General features: G+C 70.3%; 15 protein-coding genes. 7 read left to right on the top strand and 8 right to left on the bottom strand.

Going from position 1 to position 18,577, the window contains the following annotated elements; translation table 11 throughout:
* Positions 1-96: 96 nt before the first annotated feature.
* Positions 97-1,659 (bottom strand): glutamine-hydrolyzing GMP synthase, encoded by a 1,563-nt coding sequence (guaA, locus tag ACE3OU_RS15685; protein WP_374242485.1) that lies wholly within the window; start codon positions 1,657-1,659, stop codon positions 97-99.
* Positions 1,660-1,825: 166 nt separating this feature from the next.
* Between guaA and ACE3OU_RS15680 the strand changes: the two genes are divergently transcribed.
* A complete protein-coding gene (locus ACE3OU_RS15680) occupies positions 1,826-3,031 on the top strand; it encodes an MFS transporter (protein WP_374242484.1) in 1,206 nt (401 codons plus the stop codon).
* A 34-nt stretch (positions 3,032-3,065) separates the two neighbouring features.
* Here ACE3OU_RS15680 and ACE3OU_RS15675 read toward each other — a convergent pair whose 3' ends face one another.
* Positions 3,066-3,791, bottom strand: coding sequence for a Mut7-C RNAse domain-containing protein (locus ACE3OU_RS15675; RefSeq protein ID WP_374242483.1), 726 nt, complete (start codon positions 3,789-3,791; stop codon positions 3,066-3,068).
* A gap of 14 nt (positions 3,792-3,805) precedes the next feature.
* A complete protein-coding gene (locus ACE3OU_RS15670) occupies positions 3,806-6,937 on the bottom strand; it encodes a DUF3427 domain-containing protein (protein WP_374242482.1) in 3,132 nt (1,043 codons plus the stop codon).
* Positions 6,938-7,135: 198 nt separating this feature from the next.
* On the opposite strand from ACE3OU_RS15670, the gene ACE3OU_RS15665 reads away from it, so the two are divergent.
* The 3 genes from ACE3OU_RS15665 to ACE3OU_RS15655 all read left to right on the top strand — a co-directional run bounded on the left by ACE3OU_RS15665 (position 7,136) and on the right by ACE3OU_RS15655 (position 11,945).
* Positions 7,136-8,227 carry an FUSC family protein gene (locus ACE3OU_RS15665; protein WP_374242481.1) on the top strand — a complete coding sequence of 364 codons (1,092 nt, stop codon included), beginning with the start codon at positions 7,136-7,138 and terminating at the stop codon, positions 8,225-8,227.
* Between the two features lie 236 nt (positions 8,228-8,463).
* The gene (gene mutS, locus ACE3OU_RS15660) at positions 8,464-10,995 is read left to right on the top strand and encodes a DNA mismatch repair protein MutS (protein WP_374242488.1); all 2,532 of its coding nucleotides are present in this window, start codon (positions 8,464-8,466) and stop codon (positions 10,993-10,995) included.
* Positions 10,995-11,945 carry a metallophosphoesterase gene (locus ACE3OU_RS15655; protein ID WP_374242487.1) on the top strand — a complete coding sequence of 317 codons (951 nt, stop codon included), beginning with the start codon at positions 10,995-10,997 and terminating at the stop codon, positions 11,943-11,945. The genes mutS and ACE3OU_RS15655 overlap by 1 nt, the downstream gene beginning before the upstream one ends.
* Positions 11,946-11,963: 18 nt before the next feature.
* Here ACE3OU_RS15655 and ACE3OU_RS15650 read toward each other — a convergent pair whose 3' ends face one another.
* Complete coding sequence (locus tag ACE3OU_RS15650) at positions 11,964-12,263, bottom strand: hypothetical protein (protein ID WP_374242480.1); 300 nt, start codon at positions 12,261-12,263, stop codon at positions 11,964-11,966.
* Between the two features lie 63 nt (positions 12,264-12,326).
* Between ACE3OU_RS15650 and ACE3OU_RS15645 the strand changes: the two genes are divergently transcribed.
* Complete coding sequence (locus ACE3OU_RS15645) at positions 12,327-13,079, top strand: fused MFS/spermidine synthase (RefSeq protein ID WP_374242479.1); 753 nt, start codon at positions 12,327-12,329, stop codon at positions 13,077-13,079.
* A gap of 21 nt (positions 13,080-13,100) precedes the next feature.
* Here ACE3OU_RS15645 and dnaQ read toward each other — a convergent pair whose 3' ends face one another.
* The 3 genes from dnaQ to ACE3OU_RS15630 are packed head-to-tail and all read right to left on the bottom strand — an operon-like array spanning position 13,101 to position 15,053.
* Positions 13,101-13,823: a DNA polymerase III subunit epsilon gene (gene dnaQ, locus ACE3OU_RS15640; RefSeq protein ID WP_374242478.1), complete on the bottom strand. Its 723-nt coding sequence runs from the start codon at positions 13,821-13,823 to the stop codon at positions 13,101-13,103.
* Positions 13,820-14,293 carry a ribonuclease HI gene (rnhA, locus tag ACE3OU_RS15635; protein ID WP_374242477.1) on the bottom strand — a complete coding sequence of 158 codons (474 nt, stop codon included), beginning with the start codon at positions 14,291-14,293 and terminating at the stop codon, positions 13,820-13,822. The genes dnaQ and rnhA overlap by 4 nt, the downstream gene beginning before the upstream one ends.
* The gene (locus tag ACE3OU_RS15630; protein ID WP_374242476.1) at positions 14,280-15,053 is read right to left on the bottom strand and encodes a class I SAM-dependent methyltransferase; all 774 of its coding nucleotides are present in this window, start codon (positions 15,051-15,053) and stop codon (positions 14,280-14,282) included. The genes rnhA and ACE3OU_RS15630 overlap by 14 nt, the downstream gene beginning before the upstream one ends.
* A gap of 57 nt (positions 15,054-15,110) precedes the next feature.
* On the opposite strand from ACE3OU_RS15630, the gene gloB reads away from it, so the two are divergent.
* Positions 15,111-15,872 carry a hydroxyacylglutathione hydrolase gene (gene gloB, locus ACE3OU_RS15625; protein ID WP_374242475.1) on the top strand — a complete coding sequence of 254 codons (762 nt, stop codon included), beginning with the start codon at positions 15,111-15,113 and terminating at the stop codon, positions 15,870-15,872.
* On the opposite strand, the gene ACE3OU_RS15620 is transcribed toward gloB, so the two are convergent.
* Positions 15,873-16,832, bottom strand: a complete 960-nt coding sequence (locus ACE3OU_RS15620) for a diguanylate cyclase domain-containing protein (protein WP_374242474.1) — start codon at positions 16,830-16,832, stop codon at positions 15,873-15,875. It lies immediately after the preceding gene.
* A 204-nt stretch (positions 16,833-17,036) separates the two neighbouring features.
* On the opposite strand from ACE3OU_RS15620, the gene ACE3OU_RS15615 reads away from it, so the two are divergent.
* Positions 17,037-18,539 carry a transglycosylase SLT domain-containing protein gene (locus ACE3OU_RS15615; RefSeq protein WP_374242473.1) on the top strand — a complete coding sequence of 501 codons (1,503 nt, stop codon included), beginning with the start codon at positions 17,037-17,039 and terminating at the stop codon, positions 18,537-18,539.
* Positions 18,540-18,577 lie beyond the last annotated feature (38 nt).

The following is an 18,577-nucleotide window of genomic DNA, read 5'->3' as shown; positions in this document are numbered from 1 at the left end:
CCAGATCGTGCCAAACACAAACAAAAAAAAGCCCGCAATTACGCGGGCTTAGCGGCATTTCATGCCATCAGGTGCCTGGCTGTGCCAGACGCGGAATCATTCCCACTCGATCGTCGCCGGCGGCTTGCCGCTGATGTCGTACACCACCCGGTTGATGCCGCGCACTTCGTTGATGATCCGGTTGCTCACCTTGCCGAGCAGGCTGTGGGGCAGTTCGGCCCAGTGGGCGGTCATGAAGTCCTGGGTCTGCACGGCGCGCAGGGCAACGACGTATTCGTAGGTGCGGCCGTCGCCCATCACGCCGACGCTCTTCACCGGCAGGAACACCGCAAAGGCCTGGCTGGTCTTGTCGTACCAGTCGGCGGCGCGGAGTTCGTCGATGAAGATCGCGTCGGCGCGGCGCAGCAGGTCGGCGTAGTCCTTGTTAACCTCGCCGAGGATGCGCACGCCCAGGCCCGGGCCCGGGAAGGGGTGGCGGTAGACCATCTCGTGGGGCAGGCCGAGCGCGATGCCCAGCTCGCGGACTTCGTCCTTGAACAACTCGCGCAGCGGCTCGAGGAGCTTGAGGTTGAGGGTCTCGGGCAGGCCGCCGACGTTGTGGTGGCTCTTGATCGCGTGGGCCTTGCCGGTCTTGGCGCCGGCCGACTCGATCACGTCGGGGTAGATGGTGCCCTGGGCCAGCCACTTGGCGCTGGGGAGCTTGGCGGCTTCGGCCTGGAAGACCTCGACGAACTCGCGGCCGATGATCTTGCGCTTGGCCTCGGGGTCGGAGACACCCTTCAGGTGGCCCATGAACTGCTCGGTGGCATCCACGTGGATGACCTTGACGCCCAGGTTGCGGGCGAACATCTGCATGACCATCGCGCCTTCGTTGAGGCGCAGGAGGCCGTTGTCGACGAACACGCAGGTCAGCTGGTCGCCGATGGCCCGGTGCAGCAGCGCCGCGACCACCGACGAATCGACGCCGCCGGACAGGCCGAGGATCACCTCGTCGCTGCCCACCTGGGCACGCACCTTGGCGATCGCCTCGTTCACATAATCGGGCATGTTCCAGTCGTGCTGGCAGCCGCAGATCTCGTGCACGAAGCGGGCGATCATCTCCTTGCCCTTGAGCGTGTGGGTGACCTCGGGGTGGAACTGCACCGCGTAGAACTTGCGCGCCTCGTCGGCCATCGCGGCGATGGGGGTGGATTCGTTGGAGGCGATCACCTTGAAGCCTGCCGGCAGCTCGGTGACCTTGTCGCCGTGGCTCATCCACACGTCGAGCAGGCCGTGGCCTTCGTCGTTACTGCGGTCCTGGATGTTGCGGAAGAGCTCGGAGTGGCCGCGGGCGCGGATCTCGGCGTAGCCGAACTCCCGCTTGCCGGAGCTCTCGACCTTGCCGCCGAGCTGGGCGGCCATGGTCTGCATGCCGTAGCAGATGCCCAGCACCGGCACCCCGATCTCGAAGACGGCCATCGGCGCCTTCCACTCTTCGGCCTCGTAGACCGAGTTCGGCCCGCCGGACAGGATGATGCCCTCGGGCGCAAAGCTGCGCACGAAGTCGTCGGAGACGTCGAAGGGGTGGATTTCGCAGTACACCTGCTGCTCGCGCACGCGGCGGGCGATGAGCTGGGTGACCTGGGAGCCGAAATCGAGGATCAGGATTTTCTTGTGCACAGTGGGTTCCACAGGGTGAAAACGTTAATCGTGAATTATAGCCCGTGAGCCGCAGTGGCGGGATGCCGGGCGGCGCTGGCCATGGCGCAGGCCGCCGGACGATTTCCGGCCCCGGCCGGCGCGTAAATGACTAATCTTCTGCCGTCACAGCACCGCAAGGCCACCCATGCCCCGCCACCGCCCCCTGCCCGCCCGCGCCGCGCCCACCGCCCTGCTGCTGGCCGGCATCCTGCTGATCGCCGCCAACCTGCGCGCGCCGGTCACCGGCCTTGCGCCGGTGCTGGCGACGATCCAGGCCAGCTTCGGCCTCGGCACCGCCCAGGCGGGCCTCCTCACCACGCTGCCGCTGCTGGCCTTTGCGCTGCTCTCGCCGGTGGCGCCGCTGCTGGCGCGGCGCATCGGGCTGGAGCGGGCCCTGTTCGCGGCGCTGGTGCTGATCGCAGGCGGCGTGGCGCTGCGCTCGGCGGGGCCGCTCGGTTGCCTGTACGGCGGGACGGCGGTGATCGGCGCGGGCATCGCCCTCGGCAACGTGCTGCTGCCCAGCCTGCTGAAGCGGGATTTCCCGACGCGGATTACCGCCGTCACCAGTGCCTACGCGCTGACCATGGGCGTCGCCGCGGCGACGGCTTCGGCGACGGTGTTTCCGCTGGCAACCGGCGCCGGCCTGGGCTGGGCGGGGGCGCTGGCGGCGATCGTCGTGCTGCCGCTGACGGCGCTGGTCGTGTGGTGGCCCCAGCTCGCCAGGCGTGCCGCCCTGCCCGCCCCCGGCGCCGCAGCGCGGGGCCGGTCGGTGTGGCGCTCGGCGCTCGCCTGGCAGGTGACGCTGTTCATGGGCCTCAATTCCTTCATCTACTACGTGATGATCGGCTGGCTGCCGTCGGTGCTGACGGGCAGCGGCCATTCGGCCGCCGAGGCCGGCTCGCTGCACGGGGTGATGCAGCTCGCCTCGGCGTTTTCCGGGCTGCTGGTGGGGCCCGTCGTCCAGCGTCTGCGGGACCAGCGGATGGCCGCCTTCGGCGTCTCGCTGCTGCTGTCGGCGGGCATTCTGGGGCTGATGCGGGAGCCGGGCTGGGCGCTGCTGTGGGTGGCCTGCTTCGGCTTCGGGTCGGGCGCCTGCCTCATCCTCAGCCTGAGCTTCATGGGGCTGCGCACCCACGGCCCGGCCCAGGCCGCGGCCCTCTCCGGCATGGCCCAGAGCGTCGGCTACCTGCTGGCCGCCGCCGGCCCGCCCCTCGTCGGTCTGCTGCACGACCTGTCCGGGGGCTGGCATCTGCCGCTGGCTGTGTGCCTGGTGCTCACGCTGGTGATCGCCGGGCTCGGCCCCCTGGCCGGGCGCGACCTTCGCGTTCCGGGCGAGGACGCTCCGGGCTGAACGGAACGCAACCCGCCTCCCCTGCCCCGCCAGCTCAGGCGGCGTCCAGCATGCCCACCATCCGCCGCCAGTGGGAGCCCGCCCAGAACACCCGCCCGCAGCCCGTGCAGCGTGTGAAATGCACGTGATGCGCACGCACCGAAGGCGGCAGCAGCCCGAGCACCTCGGCCTTGTCCACCACCGCCAGCGGTGCATTGCACGCGATGCAGCGGGTGAAAGGGCGGAAGCCCGGCCGCAGCGCCAGCCTCGCCACCAGCTCGCGAAACTGCGGATCGGGGGCAATGGCGTGGAGGTAGCAGGCGTGGCTGATCGCCCTGTGCTGCAGCAGCCCCCGATCGCGGGTCAGCACGATGCGCCCCTCGGCGGCGGCGAGGGCGGCGATCTCCCGGTCGGCAAAGTCGTTGCGGAACAGGGTGTCAAAGCCCGCCATCCGCAGCCGCCGGGCCAGGCCGCCCAGGTGGGCGTCGGCGACGAAGCGCATCGCCTGCGCCGGCGGCCACCGGCGCAGGCCGTGGGATGCCTGCAGGTCGGCCGCCGACCAGCCGCACACCTCGATATGATCGCCATCCGCCACCCGCTCGGCAAACCCCGCCGGCTGCCCGTTCACCCGAATCACCCCCACCTCGGTGTGCGGCACGCCACAGGCTTCGATCACGTGCTTGAGGCTCGCCCCGGGCGCCGCCGCCAGGCACCACGCCCCACCGCGCCGGGCGGGCGGCAGGAAAGGCTGCAAGGCGTCGGCAAAGACGAGGGTGATCATGGTGGCGTCCGCCCTCAGCCGTCCCGCAGGATGCTGAACGCCCGGAACAGCGGGCCCGGCAGCGGCACCTCCAGCCGCCAGTGGATGCTCATCGGCTTGCTGCCCTCGGCCTGCTCCAGCGTGACCGGTCCGCAGGCGCGATAGGGCTGACCCTTGGCGGTGCGCACGAAGAGCTGGAAGCGCCAGCCGTTGCCGGGGCTTTCGAGGTAACGCCGGCCGGCGGGGGTCTCCGGGCCGGCGGCGTTCTGCGACTGCCAGTGGAAGCGCTCGGCGCTGATGGCGTAGTCGTGGTAGGCGATCTTTTCGTGGTAGCCCTCGCGCTTGTCGAGGGTCACGAACAGCAGCTCCACCTGGCGCTCGTGCAGCGCCAGCACGCCGGCCTGAAACGGCGTGCGCCGCGCGGCGGTGAGCCAGCCCACCGCGGTGAGGATCTCGCGAACCCCGTAGGCCGCGTGCAGGCACAGGGGCACATCCTCCAGCCCCGGCACGGCCCGCTGCCGCAGGCTGCTGGTGGACTGCAGGACTTCGCCGATCTCGCCAAGCTCGGCCAGCAGTTCGGGATGCGCCCGCAGCCGCTGGAGAAAGTCTTCGCCGCTCCCGGTCTGCCGGGTCTGACCATCCACCTGGTAGGCGAACATCTGCAGCAGTTGCCGCTCGCGCTCGCCTTGTGGCGCGTAGCTGGCGCCAGGCTCGGCGACCTTCAGCAGCAGGTCGGTGCGCGCCGGGTCGTCGACATGCAGCAGATCGCCGAAGCGGCGGCCGAAGTAGCCGTCTTCTGCCCCCGGCGGCGTAGCGAGCAGGCCGGCGTCACGCTTGAGGTTGGTCCACCCGGAGCGGCCCTGGCTGCGATAGAGCTCGTCGAGCCCGATCGCCTGCTCGCGCAGGAAGGTGGCGAGACGAACGGCGCTCCGCCCGCGCAGCGCGGCGTAGGCTTGCAGTTCGGTCTGCAGGCGGCGCCAGTTCTGCTGCACCAGCTTGCGCAGGCTGCGCAGCACCTGCTCCCGGGCCTGGCGCTGCAGATGGATGTGGCAACCCGGCGGGAGGCTGCCGAAGCCCTTGTCCACCGCCTCGATGAGCTGCCCGCGAGGGAGCCCGGTGAGCGTCGACAGCAGGCGATCGAAGCGGAAGTCCTCCCGGTGCCGACTGACGAAGTCGAGGATCAGGCAGCTCTCCTTGCCCGGCGACAGGCGCAGGCCGCGGCCGATCTGCTGCTGGAACAGCACCGGGCTCTGGGTTGGGCGGAGCAGCAGCAGGGTATCGACCATTGGCAGGTCCACGCCCTCGTTGTAGAGGTCGCAGGTCACCAGCGCGGCCACCTCCCCGCGGGCCAGCCGCTCGGGCGCCTGCCGCCGCTCGTCGTGGGACGTCTCACCCACCACGCACAGGGCCTTGATGCCGGCCCGCTCGAGCTGGACGGTCATGAACTGCGCGTGGGCCACCGACACGCAGAACACCAGCGCCCGCCCCCGCGCCGGGTCCCCCGCCAGGCGCCGCCACTCGTCCACCACCAGGCGAGCGCGGACATGGTTGCCGGTAACGAGAGTGTCGATGGCGGCCAGCTCGCCGGGCTGGGCCCAGGGCACGCCAGAGAAATCGGTGTCGTCGTCGCAGGCGTAGTACTCGAAGGGGCACAGCAACTGCTGGTCGAGGGCATGCCACAGGCGCAGCTCGACCGCCGGCGCGCCGTCGGGGCGGTTGTCGAAATAGCCGAGGATGGGTTTGCCGTCGCTGCGCTCGGGGGTCGCGGTGAGGCCGAGCAGCACGCGCGGGCGGACCGCGGTCACGAACGCATCAAACCGCCCGGCAGCGAGGCGGTGGCACTCGTCCACCACCACCGCGTACCAATGGCTCGCGCCCCGCCGGACGAGCAGGTCGCGGCTCACCACGCTGTCGATGGTGGCGAAGAGATGGTCGAAACTTTCCGGCTCCATGCCGCCCGCCAGCACTTCACCAAAGGCGTGGTCGCGCAGCACTTCGCGATAGGTGCGCAGCGCCTGCCGCAGGATCTCCTCCCGGTGGGCGACGAACAGCAGGCGCGGCCGCCCACCCTCGGCGAGGCATAGACGCCGGTAGTCGAAGGCCGCCACCACCGTCTTGCCCGTGCCGGTGGCGGCCACCACCAGATTACGCCAGCGGCCGTGGTCGCGTTCGAGCCGGAGCTGGTCGAGCATCTCCTGCTGGTAGGCCTTGGGGGCGAGCTCGAAAAACGTCGGGCGAGCCAGGATGTCCTCGCCCGACTCCCGCTTGAGTGCCGCCGACAATGCCTGCCGGTGGGCCGGATCGGCCGGGTCGTAGCGCTGGAACTCGCTGTCTTCCCACAGGGTTTCGAAGTGGGCGCAGGCCCGCTCGAACAGCTCGGGCTGGCCGCGCTCGGTGAACTTGGTGGTCCACTCCAGCCCGCCCATCAGCGCCGCCCCCGACAGGTTGGCGCTGCCCACGTAGGCGCTGCCGAAGCCGGTGCGGCGCCGGAACAGCCAGGCCTTGGCATGCAGCCGGGTACGCCGGCCGTCGAGGGAGACGCGGATCTCGCAGCCCGGCAGCCCGGCGAGCGCATCCAGCGCCCGGACTTCGGTGGCGCCGGTGTAGGTGGTGGTGAGGACACGCAGGCGCGTGCGCGGTCGCCCATCGGCACCGACGGCCGTGATGGCCTGCAGGATGTCGAACAGCTTGCGCACGCCGGAGTGGGTGATGAAGCTGACCAGAATGTCCACCCGGTCGCAAGCCGCCAGCTCCCGGCGCAACTCGCCGAGCAGCGCGGGCGAGCCCTTGCCGGCGGTGAACAGCCACGGCGCCGCCAGCCCCGTCTCGGGCGGCACCGGCGGCGCGGAGTGGCGGTGGACGGCCTGGAGGATCTGCGCGGGCTCGGCCACCGCATCGGCCACCACCCCCTGCCCCAGCCGCAGGCGAAGGCTCACGAGCAGGAAATTGACCAGCTCCAGCTGCTGGCGCAGCTTGTCGTCGCCCTCTCCGTGCAGGTCGTCGAGCATCTGCGCGAGCTGGGCCGCCAGCAATTCGGAGAGCCGCGCCGGCGCGTCGGCAGGATCGAGGGCCTGGAGGCTGCGGGTGCTCTGGTCGGTGCTGCGGGCAACGAGCGCCTGCAGGGTTTGGGTGAGAACCTGATCGTAAAGTCCGTCGGGCAAGGACATGCCGTGTCTCCGGAGCGCCGTGGTGAGGGCGAAGTGATGACAGCCGATTCTATCCGAGCGCCTCGGCCCCCGCCGTGGCCAGCGGCCGTCACTCGGTCTCGTTTTCACCGCGGCCAGCACCAGACCTCTCCCGGACGGGTGACCCGCCGCCCGAAGCGCGCTACCCTCTGCTCTCCGCCTCTGCCTGCCCCGCCCGCCATGAGCTCGCCGGTTCCGCCCCGTCGCCCCATCGACATCGTCCGGGACGAGCTGCGCCAGCTCGTCACCATCAAGCCGTCCGACCGCCCCTGGCAGATGCCCTTCGCCGCCGCACTGGCCAATGGCCTGCCGCTCTTCGTGGGGGCGTATTTCGGCCACCTGGAATACGGGCTGATCTCGTCGCTGGGCGGGCTGGCCTTCCTCTACCTGCCCGACACGCCGATGGCCCACCGCATGGTGTCGCTGATGGCCGCCGCCTTCGGGATGATCGCCTGCTACGCGCTGGGCGTGATGAGCCACCTGGTGCCGGCCTCGATGACACCGGTGCTCACCTTCATCGCCATCCTCGTCACCATGGTGTGCCGCTTCTACCGCGTGGGCGTGCCGGGCAGCCTGTTCTTCATCATGGCGGCGGCCATCGGCGCCTACACGCCGGGCGACGTGATGGAGCTCCCCCTCAAGGTGGGCCTCCTCACCATGGGCAGCCTGCTGGCCTGCCTCATCGCCTTCTTCTACAGCCTGTTCATCCTGAGCCGCCGGGCGCCCCGACCGGTGGAGCCGCTGCCGCCGGCCACCTTCGACTTCGTGATCTTCGATTCGCTGGTCATCGGCCTCGCCGTGGGGCTGTCCCTCGCCGCCGCGCAGCTACTGCAGCTCGACAACGCCTACTGGGTGCCGGTCAGCTGCCTGGCCGTGATTCAGGGCATGTCGCTGCGCGCGGTGTGGGACAAGCAGGTGCAGCGCCTGCTCGGCACGGCCATCGGGCTCGGGGTGTCGTGGCTGCTGCTGTCGCTGCCCCTCGACGCGTGGCGCATCGCCGCCGTCATCACCGCGCTGGCCTTCATCGTCGAGACCGCCGTGGTGCGCCACTACGGCTTTGCCGCCATCTTCATCACGCCGCTCACGCTGCTCCTGGCCGAGGCCGGCAAGGTGGGCCAGATCGACCCCGGCGTCCTGATCAAGGCACGCTTCATCGATACCCTGCTCGGCTGCGCCCTGGGGCTGGCAGGCGGGGTGTGCCTCCACACCCCGCGCATCCGCGAAGCCCTGTCCCGCCCGCTGAGGCGCCTCTTCAACGCCAGGCCCACCTGATCGCCCCCCGCCGCGCCCCCGTGTGTCACGCCAGGCGCTGCTGGTAGAATCCGCGCTCCCCAGAACGGCACCGGCACGGCCGGCAACCCCCGTCGCCCGAGCCATCGCCGCCAGACATCCGACCCCGACACACCGCCGTGACCACGTCCACCTCCAGCCCCCGCCGCGGGCGCCCACCCAAATCCGCCCAAGCCGCCGCTCCCGCCGAAGACGACGAGATCAGCCAGCACACCCCGATGATGCAACAATATTTACGCATCAAGCGGGACCACCCTGACACCCTCCTCTTCTACCGCATGGGCGACTTCTACGAGCTGTTCTTCGAGGACGCCGAGAAGGCTGCGCGGCTGATGGACATCACCCTCACCACGCGCGGCGCGTCCGCAGGCCAGCCGATCAAGATGGCCGGCGTGCCCCACCACGCGGTGGAGCAATACCTGGCGCGTCTCGTCAAGCTGGGCGAATCGGTGGTGATCGCCGAGCAGGTGGGCGACCCGGGCGCCACCAAGGGGCCGATGGAGCGCGCGGTGTCGCGCATCGTCACGCCGGGCACCCTCACCGACGCGGCGCTGCTCGACGACAAGGCCGACGCGCCGCTGCTGGCCCTCAACCTGCACCGCGGCGTGCTGGGCCTGGCGTGGCTCAACCTCGCCAATGGCGACTTCCGCGTGCTCGAATGCGACGCGCCCCAGCTCGCCGCCCAGTTCGAGCGCCTGCGCCCGGCCGAGGTGCTGATCCCCGACGGCCTGCGCCTGCCGCTGCTCGAGCAGCTCGCCCCCAGCCTGCGCCGGCTGGCCGACTGGCAGTTCGACGCCGAGACCGCCCGCCGCCTGCTCACCGCCCACTTCGGCACCCGCGACTTGGCCGGCTTCGGCGCCGACGAGATGCCGGTCGCCCTGGCCGCCGCCGCGGCGCTGTTCGACTACGCCCGATCCACCCAGCGCCAGGCCCTGGCCCACATCACCGCCCTCACCGCCGAGCGCGACAGCGCCTACCTGCGCCTCGACGCGGCGACCCGGCGCAACCTGGAGCTCACCGAGACCCTGCGCGGCGAGGCGGCCCCCACCCTGCTGTCGCTGCTCGACAGCTGCGCCACCAGCATGGGCTCGCGCTGGCTGCGCCACGCCCTGCACCACCCGCTGCGCGACCGCGCCGCAGCGGCCCACCGCCACATGGCGGTCGGCGAGCTGGGCGAGGGCCCGGTCGAGCCGGTGCGGCGGGTGCTGCGCGGGGTGTCGGACGTGGAGCGCATCACCGCCCGGGTCGCGCTGCGCAGCGCAAGGCCGCGGGATCTGTCGTCCCTGCGCGACAGCCTGGCCCGCCTCGCCGAGCTGCGCGCCGCCCTCGGCACACCCCAGGCGCCGCTGCTGGTGCGGATGCTTGAAGAACTCGCCACGCCCGAGGGGGCGCTGGACCTGCTCACCCGCGCCATCGCGCCGGAGCCCTCGACGGTGCTGCGCGACGGCGGCGTGATCGCCCCCGGCTTCGACGCCGAGCTCGACGAGCTGCGCGGCATCCAGACCAACTGCGGGGCCTTCCTGCTGGAACTCGAAGCCCGCGAGCGGGAGCGCACCGGCATCGCCAACCTGAAGGTCGAGTTCAACCGGGTGCATGGCTTCTACATCGAGATCTCGGCCGCCAACGCGGCCAAGGGCGAGCTGCCCGACGACTACCGCCGCCGCCAGACCCTCAAGAACGCCGAGCGCTTCATCACCCCCGAACTCAAGGCCTTCGAGGACAAGGCCCTGTCGGCCCAGGAGCGGGCGCTGGCCCGCGAGAAGCTGCTCTACGAGGAGGTGCTCGACGCGCTTGCGGCCGACATCCCGCGCTTCCAGCGCATCGCCCGGGCCTGCGCGCTGCTCGACGGCCTGGCCGCCTTCGCCGAGGCCGCGGCCCGCTACGGCTACGCGATGCCGGTGTTCAGCGACCAGCCGGGCATCGAGATCAATGCCGGCCGCCACCCGGTGGTGGAGCGCCAGGTGGAGAACTTCATCGCCAACGACTGCCGCCTCGACCCGACCCGCCGCATGCTGCTGATCACCGGCCCCAACATGGGCGGTAAATCGACAACGATGCGCCAGGTGGCGCTGATCGTGCTGCTGGCCCACGTGGGCTGCTTCGTGCCGGCCACCAGCGCGCGGATCGGGCCCGTGGACGCCATCTTCACCCGCATCGGCGCCTCCGACGACCTGGCCTCCGGGCGCTCCACCTTCATGGTCGAGATGACCGAAGCGGCCGCCATCCTGCACGGCGCCACCGACCAGAGCCTGGTGCTGATGGACGAGATCGGCCGTGGCACCTCGACCTTCGACGGGGTCGCGCTGGCGGTGGCGATCGCCCGCCACCTGCTCGACAAGAACCGCTGCTGGACGCTGTTCGCCACCCACTACTTCGAGCTCACCCGCCTCGCCCACGACTACCCCGAGTGCGCCAACGTGCATCTCGACGCCGTCGAGCACAACCACGGCATCGTCTTCCTGCACGCGCTGGAGGAAGGCCCGGCCAGCCAGAGCTACGGGATCGAGGTGGCCGCGCTGGCCGGCATCCCCGGCGCCGTGGTGCGCGACGCCAAGCGCCGCCTGCGCGCGCTGGAGAACCGCGAGATCGACGCCGGGCCCCAGGCCGACCTGTTCGCCAGCCTGCCCGCCGAGGAACCCGCGTTGCCGGGCCATCCGGTGCTCGGAGCACTGGCCGCCATCGACCCGGACGCCCTCACGCCCCGCGAGGCGCTGGAGGCGCTGTATGAACTCAAGCGGCTGACGGCGTGATGCTGCGCCGCGCCCTCGTCAGCCTCGCGGCCGTGGCCGCCGCACTGCAGCCGGCGGTGGCGGCGGAGCCCTTCCGCTTCGGCGTGCTCGGCGACATCCCCTACAACCGCTTCGAGCGCCAGCACCTGCCCAGGCTGCTGGCCGAAATGGACGCCGAGGGGCTGCGGGTGGTGGTGCACGACGGTGATTTGAAAAACGGCGGCGAGCGCTGCGACGACGCGCTCTACGCCGACCGGCTGGCGCTGTTCGAGGCGAGCCACACGCCCTTCGTCTTCGTGCCCGGCGACAACGACTGGACCGACTGCCACCGCAACAACAATGGCGGCTACGACCCCGTCGAGCGGCTGGCGCGGCTGCGCGAGGTGTTCTTTGCGCGGCCCGGGCAGACGCTGGGCCGCTACCCGCTGGCGGTGGACAGCCAGGCCGGCGACGCCGCCTTCGGGGCTTACCGGGAGCACCTGCGCTGGCAGACCGGCCCGGTGCTCTTCGTGACCCTCAACGTGCCCGGGGGCGGCAACAACATCGGGCGCCCGGCGCAGCCGAACCCGGAGTTCGTCGAGCGCAGCGCCGCGCTGCGGGCCTGGATAAGTGCGGCCTTCAGCCGGGCCCGGGCCCGGAAGCTGGAAGGCGTGGTGCTGATCCTGCAGGCCAACCCGGACCTCGAAGCCTTCAGCGCCGGTCGTGCAAGCCGCGGCTACCGGGAGCTGCTCGGCCAGCTGCTGGCCGAGTCGAAGGGCTTTGCGGGCGAGGTGCTGCTGGTGCATGGCGACAGCCACGTGCACCGCTTCGACCAGCCCCTGCGCGACCCCACCAGCGGCCGGCTGCAGGCCAACTTCACCCGCCTCGAGACCTGGGGCTCCCCCTTCATGGGCTGGGTGAAGGTGGACGTGACGCCCGGCGAAAAGCCGCTGTTCCGCGTCACACCGCGGATCTACACGCCGGGCAACTGACGGCGCCGGCGACGCGGCCTACAGCTGCTGCGGGCGCATCCGCTCGCTGACCAGCAGCAGCGCCTGGCGCAGGGTTTCGGCGGCCGCGTCGACACCATCGGCTGCCACGTTTTCGGCGACTACGTGATAATGCAGCACCAGCAGGCCCCGGAGCTTGTCCCAAGCCACCGGATTGGCGCTGTTGCACAGGCTGCTGTCGTTGCGCAGCACCGCCTCGGCAACCCCCGGCTGCAGCATCCGGATGCCGCACAGCTGGGCCAGACGAGCAATTTCCATGTCGATGGACGCCAGCTCGGCGTCGTAATGCTCGAGACTCACGAGTCACTCCTCATTCAATCAACGGCCCTGCCGTACCGCAATGCAGCATACACCTCTTTGACCATGAACACGCCCATCGACATCAGCGAAGAATCCGGCGTCCGCTACCTGCACTTCGGCTCCGACTGGGTGCAGGGGGCGATGCGCCTGCGCAAGCCCGACGCCCTGGAGCTCGAATACACCCGCGAGATGATGGCCGGCCTGCTGCTGCGGCCGGCGCCCTGGCCCGCCCGCGTGCTGCTGATCGGGCTGGGGGCCGGGTCGCTCGCCAAGTTCGTGCACCGCCACCTGCCCGAAGCCCATACCACGGTCGTCGAGATCACGCCGGAGGTGCACGCCGTGGCACGACAGTACTTCCGCCTCCCCGACGAGGACGCGCGCCTGCGGGTGGTGATCGGCGACGGGGCCGATTTTGTCCTGCAGGACGACAGCCGGTGGGACCTGATCGCCGTGGACGGCTTCGACCGCCATGCCCGCGCCGGCGCCCTGGCGAGCCAGCCCTTCTACGACGCCTGCCGCCAGCACCTGGCGGCCGACGGCCTGCTGGCGGTGAACATGTTCGGCGAGCTGCGCGGCTTCAAGACCCAGCTGCAGCGCCTGCGCAAGGCTTTCAATGGCCGCGTGCTGGCGCTGCCGCCCTGCCCCAGCGGTAACGTGGTGGCCTTCGCGGCGGCGGGCGATCCTGTCGAGGTGGGCGCCGACCTGCTGCAGACCCGCGCCGCCGCCCTCGAGGCCGCCACCGGGCTCAAGCTCGGCCCCAGCCTCAGGCGGCTCGACAAATCCGGCCTGCTGGCCGAGGGCGTGCTGCGCTTCTAGATCCGGCCCGGTGGGGAGCGCTCAGGCCGCCGGCGCAGGCTCCGGCGGAAGCCACAGGCAGTGGCCCTTGTTGGCCTTGGCAATCTCGGCGAGCACCTTGTCGTGGCCCTCGAGCTCCTCGGGGCTGGCGCGCAGCACGCGCAGCGGCGGGCGCTCGGTGAGGAGCGGGCCGCCCTCCGCGTCGTCGAGCTGGGGCGCCGGCTCGTCGAGGGCCATGATCAGGCTCTCCTGGCCGCGGGTCATGGCCAGGTAGACGTCCGCCAGCAGCTCGGCGTCGAGCAGTGCGCCGTGCAGGGTCCGGTGGGTGTTGTCGATCTCGTACAGCGAGCAGAGGGCGTTGAGGGACGCCTTTTTGCCCGGGTTCTGCTCCTTGGCGAGCTTGAGGGTGTCGATCACGTTCGGGCAGATCGCGGTCAGCACCGGCTTGCCGAGCATGCCCAGCTCGTTGTTGAGGAAGCCCACGTCGAAGGCCGCGTTGTGGATCACCAGCTCGCTGCCGGCGACGAACTCGCAGAATTCGTCGGCCACGTCCTTGAAGAGCGGCTTGTCGGCGAGGAACTCGACGGTGATGCCGTGCACCGCCACCGCGCCGGCGTCGATGTCACGCTGGGGATTCACATACACGTGGTAATGGCGGCCGGTGAGCTTGCGGTCGATGATCTCGACCCCGGCGATTTCGATCAGCCGGTCGCCGGTCTTCCAGTCGAGGCCGGTGGTTTCGGTATCCAGGACGATCTGTCTCATGCCTTGCTTTCTCCTGCTGCGACGGCCTTGCCGCTCTTGCGCACGGCCTCCACGCCGCGGCGGGCCAGGGCGTCGGCCCGTTCGTTCTCGGTGTGGCCGGCATGGCCGCGCACCCACAGCCATTTGATCTGGTGACGCGCCGCCTCGGCGTCGAGGGCCCGCCACAGGTCTTCGTTCTTGACCGGCTCCTTCGAGGCGGTCTTCCAGCCGCGGGCCTTCCAGCCGTGGATCCACTCGGAGATGCCCTTCTGCACATACTGGGAGTCGGTGTGCACCCGCGCCGTGACCGGGCGCTTGAGGGCCTCGAGGGCACGGATCACCGCCAGCAGTTCCATGCGGTTGTTGGTGGTGGCGGGCTCGCCGCCCCACAGCTCCTTCTCGTGGGGGCCAGCCCGCAGGATCGCGCCCCAGCCGCCGGGGCCGGGGTTGCCAGAGCAGGCGCCGTCGGTATAGATGTCAATTTCGTCCACTGTTTCTCTCGTCGGTCGATTTCCGTGAGCAGCCCTTCGACGGGCCGCCCGCTTTTTGTATCAGGGGCGCCAGCGCCCGGCCGGCGGCCCGCTGGCCCCACTTGGGCATGATCAGGCGCATGCCGTGCACGCGCTTGGTCGCCTGGATAATGTAAACCCCACCGCCTATCGGCCACCAGCGCTCGCCGGCGCAGTCCAGCCAGGTGAGCCGGTCGAGCCAGCGCTGCTGGTCGACGGCCGGGGCAAAGCAGCCCGAGGCCTGCAGGCCGGTCTCGAACCCCAGCAGCGCCAGCCAGTCCTTGAGGCGCCGCAGGGACAGGTATTGCCCGTGCCAGGGGTAGCCTGCCGTCTCGCCGGCCAGCCTGCGCCGCAGCCCGAACAGGCTGAGGGGGTTGAAGCCGGCGATCACCACCTGCCCCTCGGGAACGAGCACCCGCTCGACCTCCCGCAGCACCTGATGGGGGTGGCTGGCAAACTCCAGCACGTGGGGCAGCACCACCAGGTCGAGGCTCGCGGCGGCAAAGGGCAAGGCCGTGTAGTCGGCCTCGACCTGCACGCGGCCGCTGCCGGCCGTGAAGCGGAAGGGCATGCGGTTGGCGCGCAGGAAATCGAACTCCGGCGCGCCGAGCTGCACCGCGTGGTAGCCGAAGATGTCCGCCACCAGCGCATCGAAGCGGGCGCTCTCCCAGGCCATCACATAGCGGCCCAGCGGGGTGTCGAACCAGGCGTGCAGGCCGGGAAAGGATTCGGGCTGGGGCATCGTCAATGACAAATGGGCTTCTCGATCGGGGCCGCCGGGTGGGGCTATAATCGGCGGATGCAGATTATCCCTCTTCCCGCGTTTCGCGATAACTATATCTGGCTGCTGCGCGCCGGCTCCCACGCCGCGGTGGTGGACCCGGGCGATGCCGCGCCCGTCCTCGACTACCTGGCCGCCGAAGGGCTGAGCCTCGCCGCCATCCTCATCACCCATCACCACCCCGACCACGTGGGCGGCGTGCTGGCGTTGCTCGACCACGCCCGGGTGCCCGTCTACGGCCCGGCCCTCGAGCAGATCCCCGGCCTGACCCACCCTGTCGGCGAAGACGACGTGGTGTCGCTGCCTGCCCTCGACGCCAGCCTGCGGGTGCTCGACATCCCCGGCCATACCGCCGGGCATGTGGGCTACTACGCCGAGCCGGCGCTGTTCTGCGGCGACACGCTGTTTGCGGCGGGCTGCGGCCGGATCTTCGAAGGCACCCCGGCCCAGATGTTTGAATCGCTTCAAAAACTGGCGGCCCTGCCGGGGGACACCCAGGTGTATTGCACCCACGAATACACCCTCTCCAACCTGGCCTTCGCGGCCGCGGTCGAACCCGACAACCCGGCGATCGCCGAGCGCATCGCCCGCTGCGAGGCGGTCCGCGCCGGGCAGCGCCCCACCGTGCCCTTCCCGCTTGCCGGCGAGCGCCTCAGCAACCCCTTCCTGCGCGCCCACGAGGCGTCCGTCGCGCGCCAGGCCAAGGCCCGGGCAGGACGCGCGCTGGCGTCGCCGGTCGAGGTGTTTGCGGTGCTGCGGGAGTGGAAGAACGTTTTCTGATCAGATGGCCGGCCGCAGCGATGCGGCGGCAACCCGGTTGCGCCCGCCCTGCTTGGCCTTGTAGAGGGCTTCGTCGGCCTGGCGGACCAGTTCGGCGGAGTCGGATTGCGAGCGGGCAGGCACCCGGGTGGCCACACCGGCGCTGATCGAGACGACCCCGAGGTCGGTGCCCGAATGGCGGTGGGTGATGCGCAGGGCCTCGACGGCGGCGCGCATGGCCTCCGCCACCCGCAGGGCGCCCCCCGGGTCGGTGTCGGGCAGGATCGCCGCAAACTCCTCGCCGCCGTAGCGGGCCACCATGTCCGCCGGCCGGCGCAGCACGGCCTGCAAGGCGCGGGCCACCGCCCGCAGGCATTCGTCGCCCACCTGGTGGCCGTAGCCGTCGTTGAACTGCTTGAAGTGATCCACGTCGCACAGCAGCATCGACAGCGGCCGGCCCTGACGGCAGGCCCGACGCCATTCGCGGGTCAGGGTTTCATCGAACTGCCGCCGGTTGGGAATACCGGTGAGGCCGTCCAGCGACGACAGCCGGACGAGCTCCTGGTTGGCATCGTCGAGCTTGCGCGTCAACACCAGCAGCGAGTAGCGCATCTGGGCAATACGCTGCATCGCCCGCACCTTGGCTGCCAGCACGATCTCGGAGACCGGCTTGATCAGGTAGTCGTCGCCGCCCACCGCGATGGCTTTCTCGAGGTCTTCGTCGCCGGTGCGGGCGGTGAGGAAGATGATGGGGGTCCACTCGCCCTCCTTTTCGAGCTGGCGGATGCGGCGCGCAACCTCGAAGCCATCCAGGCCCGGCATGATAATGTCGAGCAGGACCAGATCCGGGTGTTCCTTCTGGAACAGCTCAATGCCCGTCTCGCCGTCCCTCGCCAGCAAGGGGGTGATGCCCATCTTGCGTAACTGGTGGGACACCAGCGTGGCGCTCGTCAGGGTGTCCTCTATCAACAGGGCTTTCAAGGTGGTCTCGGAACTCGGCAAGGGGTGGGAACGTATCGCGGGGCGGTGCATGCCCGCGCCAGGGTGCATACTTTAGCGGATTCCGGCGAGGGTAAGCAGCACCCTGTCGTGGCGGGGGCCGGAACACCCGCCGCGCAGGCGGTTTGACCCTGCCAGCTGGGGGCGGATAAAATCACGCCTTTGCTTATCGCGCGACAAAACCTGATGTTTCCGAGAGTTATCGCGCTGCTGCTGTTGCTTCCGGTGGCCGGGCCACTGATGGCGCAAGGCGTCGACGAAGCCTTTCCGGGCCTCGTCCAGGCAAGCTCCCTCGAAGTCGCGCCGTCGGCACAGCCCTCCCACGAGGTCTTCGAGATCCGCGAACAGCACGTCCGGGTGCCCACCATCGATCTCACCACCGAGCCCGACGACCTCTGGGAGCGTATCCGGCGGGGCTTCTCGATGCCGGATCTCAACACCGAGCTCGTCACCGACCGGCAGATCTACTACATCAACCGCCCCGGGGCCCTGCGGCAGATCTTCACCCGCAGCCAGCGCTACCTCTACTACATCGTCGAGGAGCTCGAGCGTCGCGGCATGCCCACCGAGCTGGCGCTGCTGCCGATGGTCGAGAGCGCCTTCAACCCGATGGCCCTGTCGTCGGCCCAGGCGTCCGGCCTGTGGCAGTTCATCCCCTCCACCGGCAAGAGCTACAAGCTGGAGCAGAACTGGTGGGTGGACGAGCGGCGCGACGTGATCGCCTCCACCAACGCGGCCCTCGACTACCTGCAGACCATCTACGAGATGCACGGCGACTGGCACCTGGCCCTGGCGTCCTACAACTGGGGCGAGGGCGCGGTGGGCCGGGCGGTGGCCAAAAACCGCGCCGCCGGCCTACCCACCGAATACCAGCACCTCAACATGCCGGGCGAGACGCGTTACTACGTGCCCAAGCTGCAGGCGCTCAAGAACATCGTGGCGCAGCCCGAGCTCTTCGGCCTCACCCTGCCCCGCATCCCCAACCGGCCCTACTTCGTCACCGTCGAGAGCCGGGTAGCGCTAGATCTGGCCACGGCCGCCCGCCTGTCGGAAACCTCGGTGGACGAGATCCTGGCCCTCAACCCGGGTTACAAGCGCCCGGTGCTGCCCACCAACGGCTCGATGTCGCTGGTGATCCCGGCCGAAAAGGTCGAGGCCTTCCTGGTCAATCTGCAGCGGCACGATCCGGCCAGCGCCAGCTGGAAGACCTACGAGCTGCGTGAAGGCGAGGGCCTGGAGGGCGTCGCCGACCGGCTGGGCATCTCGGCGAGCCGCCTGCGCCAGGTGAACGGCCTGTCGCCGCGGGCCCGCATCGGCACGGGCTACACCCTGATCATCCCTTCCGAAAACGAAGGCGACCGCATCACCCTCTCCAATCTCCTGCCGAGTCGGCCCCAGCCGGGCGCCGTGGAGCCGCCCCCGCCGCGACTGGTCCAGCACACCACGGTGCGCGGCAAGCATGGCCGGATGGTCGTGGTCGAACGCAATCTGCCCACGGGCCCGGCCCCGGCGGTCGCCGGCGGGCGCGGCAAGGCCAGGGCGGAGGCCGCACCCGCCTCCCGCGGCAAGCAGGCGGAATCCCGGCCCGAGCCCAAGGGCGCCGCCAAGGCGGCCGGAAGCAAGCCGCCGGCCGCGGCAAAGGCCGCACCACCACCCAAGGCTGCCCCCCCCGCCAAGAAACATCGCTGACACCCATGCAGAACGAGCGCCCTCCGGGGCGCTCATTG

This window comes from Zoogloea sp. (assembly GCF_041908905.1).
GTDB lineage: Bacteria > Pseudomonadota > Gammaproteobacteria > Burkholderiales > Rhodocyclaceae > Zoogloea.
Note: the sequence above shows the minus strand (reverse complement) of the source record. Positions and strands in the feature narration are given on the sequence as shown.

What these genes read in the sequence shown, in the direction of transcription:
- ACE3OU_RS15680 (WP_374242484.1), top strand. Translation starts at nt 1,826, where the DNA reads ATGCCCCGCCACCGCCCCCTGCCCGCCCGCGCCGCGCCCACCGCCCTG.
- ACE3OU_RS15645 (WP_374242479.1), top strand. Translation starts at nt 12,327, where the DNA reads ATGAACACGCCCATCGACATCAGCGAAGAATCCGGCGTCCGCTACCTG.
- ACE3OU_RS15615 (WP_374242473.1), top strand. Translation starts at nt 17,037, where the DNA reads ATGTTTCCGAGAGTTATCGCGCTGCTGCTGTTGCTTCCGGTGGCCGGG.
- mutS (WP_374242488.1), top strand. Translation starts at nt 8,464, where the DNA reads ATGATGCAACAATATTTACGCATCAAGCGGGACCACCCTGACACCCTC.
- ACE3OU_RS15655 (WP_374242487.1), top strand. Translation starts at nt 10,995, where the DNA reads ATGCTGCGCCGCGCCCTCGTCAGCCTCGCGGCCGTGGCCGCCGCACTG.
- gloB (WP_374242475.1), top strand. Translation starts at nt 15,111, where the DNA reads ATGCAGATTATCCCTCTTCCCGCGTTTCGCGATAACTATATCTGGCTG.
- ACE3OU_RS15670 (WP_374242482.1), bottom strand. Translation starts at nt 6,937, where the DNA reads ATGTCCTTGCCCGACGGACTTTACGATCAGGTTCTCACCCAAACCCTG.
- dnaQ (WP_374242478.1), bottom strand. Translation starts at nt 13,823, where the DNA reads ATGAGACAGATCGTCCTGGATACCGAAACCACCGGCCTCGACTGGAAG.
- ACE3OU_RS15630 (WP_374242476.1), bottom strand. Translation starts at nt 15,053, where the DNA reads ATGCCCCAGCCCGAATCCTTTCCCGGCCTGCACGCCTGGTTCGACACC.
- ACE3OU_RS15665 (WP_374242481.1), top strand. Translation starts at nt 7,136, where the DNA reads ATGAGCTCGCCGGTTCCGCCCCGTCGCCCCATCGACATCGTCCGGGAC.
- ACE3OU_RS15675 (WP_374242483.1), bottom strand. Translation starts at nt 3,791, where the DNA reads ATGATCACCCTCGTCTTTGCCGACGCCTTGCAGCCTTTCCTGCCGCCC.